This window comes from Novipirellula sp. (assembly GCF_041583735.1).
Taxonomy (GTDB): Bacteria; Planctomycetota; Planctomycetia; order Pirellulales; family Pirellulaceae; genus Novipirellula.
Genome location: NZ_JBFHFD010000689.1, coordinates 1 through 4,566 on the forward strand (window position 1 = coordinate 1; position 4,566 = coordinate 4,566).

The following is a 4,566-nucleotide window of genomic DNA, read 5'->3' on the forward strand; positions in this document are numbered from 1 at the left end:
AATAACGAAAGCAAAAGGCTTGCAACGCCCAGGTTCCAACCCAACAACGCAAAGCCGACGGCGGCAAGGGCGGTTAACCATAGCGTATGTCGAATCGTCACAGCGAGCTCCAAATATCGACGAACGGGAGCGATGTGCGGGCGGCGAAGGATGATTGAGCCACTTTGCAAACACGATGCCGCCGCTCCGTCACCATCGCATGGTTATCGCAGATCGCAGCAAGCATGAATCGAGTATGGTTGCAGTGGCGTTCCGCCCCGTGGGTGGCCCGTCAAGCAGACAACCGTTGGGATCGACCAGTGATGCTAGTGTAACGGACTGCGATGACAAAATGTTGCACGATCACCAACGGGAACTTCGCTTGTTACGCCAGTGATGGAATGACTTGAACATCAACGCAGTCCACGCGGCTAGTTGCGATAACGGCCGACGTCACCGGGGACGGCAGTTAGATTGTCCATTTGTAAACGCCTCATGCCGTCCTCCGTGTGCACGTCATGGTTATCGCATTTTAACGTAGCATTAGTTGGAGGCATCAGCATTGTAGCCGGAGGCTCGGATGTACCACACCGGCAAATGCTCTTCGCAGTATGACCGAATCAGTTCGATGCCGACTCTATATCGCTCCTTCTGGATCGCGAGTGCCGCGTCGCTCGGCAGCGACGGTTTTTCGCCCGAAATGTTGCTTCTGATGTAAGCCGAGCGGAGATTCGCGTTCGCCCATTCACTGTCGGTGTTCGGTGCAGTCGCGATTCGTTCGTTCAAGCGCTCTCCGAGTGGAGGAGGAAGCTGGAACAACGAAGCAACGGATTCCGGAGTCACTGACTGGATGATTGCAAAAGTCGCTTCTGCATTTGCGTAGAGGCCCTCTTCGTATCGCTCGATGATCGCTTCGATGCTCTGTGATTGGCGTTGAGCCACGAGTCACCTATGGTTCACAAGACTGGTTGCGATAACGGCGGTGGTCACACGGTGGCGACCCAGGATGTTGTGGTCACAAAAATACGTTGCCGCCACTCATGTGCACCACTTGGTTCTTGCGCTGGGTGTGCGTGACAGACGACTCGCCAAGGGGACGAAGGTCGCGAACCTTAGAGTACCGGACGAAGTCGGCCCGAGCAACAAACGGCAACACAGAATCGGACACACAGCGATTTAGCGCCGATTCGTTCTGGGCGTCATTAACAACCACAGATATACGCAGATGCACACAGATACAAATCGCGATCAATCAGGTCTGTGTCCATCTGTGTAAATCTGTGGTTAAGACCGACCGCGCATTGGTCCGACGAGAAGGCTTCAACATTCAGGAAGTTCTATTGGAAGTGACGTTCGCCCGATGCGATGTCGCTGATGACTTGAACTGAGGAAAACGTTCGAGACCCGGACAACTATTGCGAATCCAGTAGGCTGCGAATCGTCGTCGCAAGAACGACCGCCATCACCGGGTGGCGGCAGTTGACTTTGACTTCAGAAACCGCTGGCCACCGCCACTCCGGTGCATGGATTTGCGATTCGGTTTTACGGGACACTATTCAAATTTCTGAATCGTTGACGGCTCTTTCAATGCGGATGCAATCAGAGATTCAAGATTCGGTATCGCACCAGAATCGACAAATACAAGGGCGTAGGAATCACCGCCAGTATCCACCGACACCAGCGACCGTTCAGAGCCCTTGACTTCGGCGTTGAGTTCACGGAATAGGTCTTCGATTTCGCCATCGTAGTTTGCGTATACCTTCCACGGAATAGGCAATCCGTTAGCCGATCGAAGGCTTTGCAGGCGTCCAACGATAGAGTCTGGGAATGTACGCCAGTCGACGTCGGCGACAACATCGGTTCTGTCACTGAATTGCAACAGAGAATGCCAATAATCCGCGGCATTCTCTGGAGCGTTCAGTGCGGTTGCAAGTGACTCGTTCCAACGGTTCATCAGCGTGGCGTCGTTGCCAAAAAGAATCGTTGCAAATTCTTCGAGTGGGTCGGGGATGTCAATCGCATGTCGCGTGGGTGCGCCAACCGGCCAGACATGACGGATTCTCTTTGCCGCGTCCTGTAATCGCGGGTTGTCGTAGTGAGTCAACGCATGATTTAATGCGTCGTTGATCGCAGCAGGATCGGCACCCGATGGCAATTCAGGCTCTTTGTCGTCATCGGAGTATGGGCTCGGTGTAAAGGACAGAAGTGCGTCGATGGCAGCCAAACAGTGAAGTTTGCTGGCACGGATCCAGCGGTCGAAATGTGCCCATTCAGGTTCCAGCGCATAAAGCAAGCGGCCCCATTCAGGGCCAATCGGTGACTCAATGTGTTCTTCGAGCCAAGCGATTCCGGCCTCGGTTCCCAGAGCCACTAACGCATCACGAGTATCGCCGTGTCCAAGGCGGAGACGTCGCATTGAAGGCGGCAGCGTGAGTAGTTCATCAAGTAGAGTCACGGTTGTTTATCGCAGAACGGTGCCCGTCACCGGGCCGGGAAAGTTGATTTTCCATTCGTGAAAGCGCGCAAGCCCGGCTCCGGGCGAGTAGAACGGTGTCTCTCGGATGTTAGGATACGCTTTGTGTTCACGGTTTGCCACAGATTTCTCCTTGTGGTGTCACAATATTTGATCCTTGTCCAATTGATCACCGAACCCTCTTAGAACCGGACTGGCGCCGTTAACGCATCCGGCTCCCAGCCGACACTTCTCACCTGGCATCACTTTGCACTCCCCATCGCGATCAAGTCCGTAATCTGTCCCGGATTCGGCAACGGGTGTCGCTCGAGGTAGAGTCCGTAAGCTTCCCAACTGAGATTTCGCCCCTTCTGACTACGACGACGCATCCAACGAAGACCTAACTTTCGTGCCGCCTCCCGGAACTTCATCAGCATCTCCCAATTGTCATTGACATTGTAATACTGAAAGTGTCCCTGGAGTTTGCGGACCAACGTTGGCCAGACCTCGTTGTGCGGCGTCGTCAACTTGGTGCGGAACCAGTCTTTGAGCTCGCGGATCTTCGATCGAAACTTCTTTGCCGATGTCCTCCGTTTCAGTTTGAACTTTCCAGCGCGGCTTGTGCCGCAGTAATGCATGAAGCCAAGGAAGTCGAATGTGCCCGGAGCCCCTTCACCCAACCGCTGGCAATCGCGACTGGCAAAACGGCCGAAACGGAGCAACTTCGTCTTCTCCTCGGCTAACTCTAACGAATACCGACCAAGACGTTTGGTCAACACCTCACGAAAACGCAACGCGTCCGATTCTCGCTCAAACGTGCAGATGAAATCATCCGCAAAGCGGATAATCGAGGCCTCGCCTTTGAGACGAGGCTTCACCTGCTGCTCGAACCACTCGTCCAGCGCGTAGTGCAAGTACACATTGGCTAGCAGTGGAGAAAGAACCGAACCTTGCGCAACGCCTTCCGTGGTGGCGTAACGTTTGTCTTGAATCATCACTCCGGCGTACAGAAACTTGGTAATCAGCCGCAGCATTCGCGAGTCTTCGATGCGTCTCCCGAGAAGCTCCCTGAGCTTCCCGAAATCAACATTGTCAAAGAACCCTTTAATGTCAGCGTCGAGTACCCAGTTGACTCGTCGGCGTGTGATCGTCTGGCCCAGATCGGCCAGTGCTTGGTGGCAGCTTCGCTTGGGCCGGTAACCGTACGAGGTATCATGAAAATCCACCTCGTAGATGCGTTCCAAGACCATGACGATCGCCCGCTGGACTATCTTATCTTCCACGCAAGCGATTCCTAAAGGTCGCGTTTTACCGTCTCCTTTGGGAATGTCTCGGCGTAAACTCGGCTGAGGACGATAGCTGCCGCGATGGATTCGATCTTCGAGAGCTTGCAAGTTGCCTTGCAAATTCTCTTCGTAATCGTCCACCGTGACCCCGTCGATCCCCGGTGCTTTGTCTCGCTTGAGTCGTCGGAAAGCGTAGAACAGCAGTTCAGTATTGAGCAACGAAAAGAGGTTGCTAAACGTCGCTGCTGCGTCGCCCTCCGCTCTCGTGGTGATGCGATCCAGTCGATCATACACCGGCGTTCCACTTCTGTGAGTGGCAGGTGGTCGGCTGGAATCGCGTGTCGGCCTGACCGCCTTCCCTCGTTCGGCGTTACCCGAAGTCAACGGTACTATGCAGTCATCCGATTCCCAAAGAGTCATTTGCCTCTGTTGCCTTTTCGGCTTCGCGGGCATACTCGACTTGTCATGATTGGAGTTCATAATCAGATCAAGAACTTTTGGGCGTCACTGGTTGCCTTGAAGACGCAGTGTGTAGCGCGAGTGGATCTTCGACTCCGGGACTCTCGATGTCGCTCGCCAAGACGCGACCGCGAGTTTCGCCTTCGGGCATGCACAGACCTTGGGCAGTATCCAACAGGAAACCATGATTTCGGAGCTCAATCTCGTTCAGGGCTCGGCAGCCAGCCGATACCTTTCACCCTCACTACCTTTCGTATTTACGCATCAACGTTGAACTTCGACTTGCGTCTTATATCAACGCAGCAAAACTCGATACTGAGCCCGTGGCTAGCGGTTACTCAGGCGGGATTCACACCCGCTCGTCTTCAAACCATTTCCAGTCCGCAACGT

Annotated in this window: 4 protein-coding genes; all 4 read right to left on the minus strand. The window is 54.2% G+C overall.

The genetic code is table 11. The features are described 5' to 3' along the window. Positions 1-522: 522 nt before the first annotated feature. The 4 genes from ABX962_RS30990 to ltrA all read right to left on the minus strand — a co-directional run bounded on the left by ABX962_RS30990 (position 523) and on the right by ltrA (position 4,011). Entirely contained in the window at positions 523-921 is a 399-nt protein-coding gene (locus tag ABX962_RS30990; RefSeq protein ID WP_372725388.1) for a hypothetical protein, read from the minus strand. A 470-nt stretch (positions 922-1,391) separates the two neighbouring features. Continuing rightward, positions 1,392-1,532 carry a hypothetical protein gene (locus ABX962_RS30995; RefSeq protein WP_372725390.1) on the minus strand — a complete coding sequence of 47 codons (141 nt, stop codon included), beginning with the start codon at positions 1,530-1,532 and terminating at the stop codon, positions 1,392-1,394. Next, positions 1,532-2,395 carry a hypothetical protein gene (locus tag ABX962_RS31000; RefSeq protein WP_372725392.1) on the minus strand — a complete coding sequence of 288 codons (864 nt, stop codon included), beginning with the start codon at positions 2,393-2,395 and terminating at the stop codon, positions 1,532-1,534. Before ABX962_RS31000 ends, ABX962_RS30995 begins: the two co-directional genes overlap by 1 nt. 299 nt (positions 2,396-2,694) lie before the next feature. Beyond that, entirely contained in the window at positions 2,695-4,011 is a 1,317-nt protein-coding gene (ltrA, locus tag ABX962_RS31005; RefSeq protein WP_372725393.1) for a group II intron reverse transcriptase/maturase, read from the minus strand. Positions 4,012-4,566 lie beyond the last annotated feature (555 nt).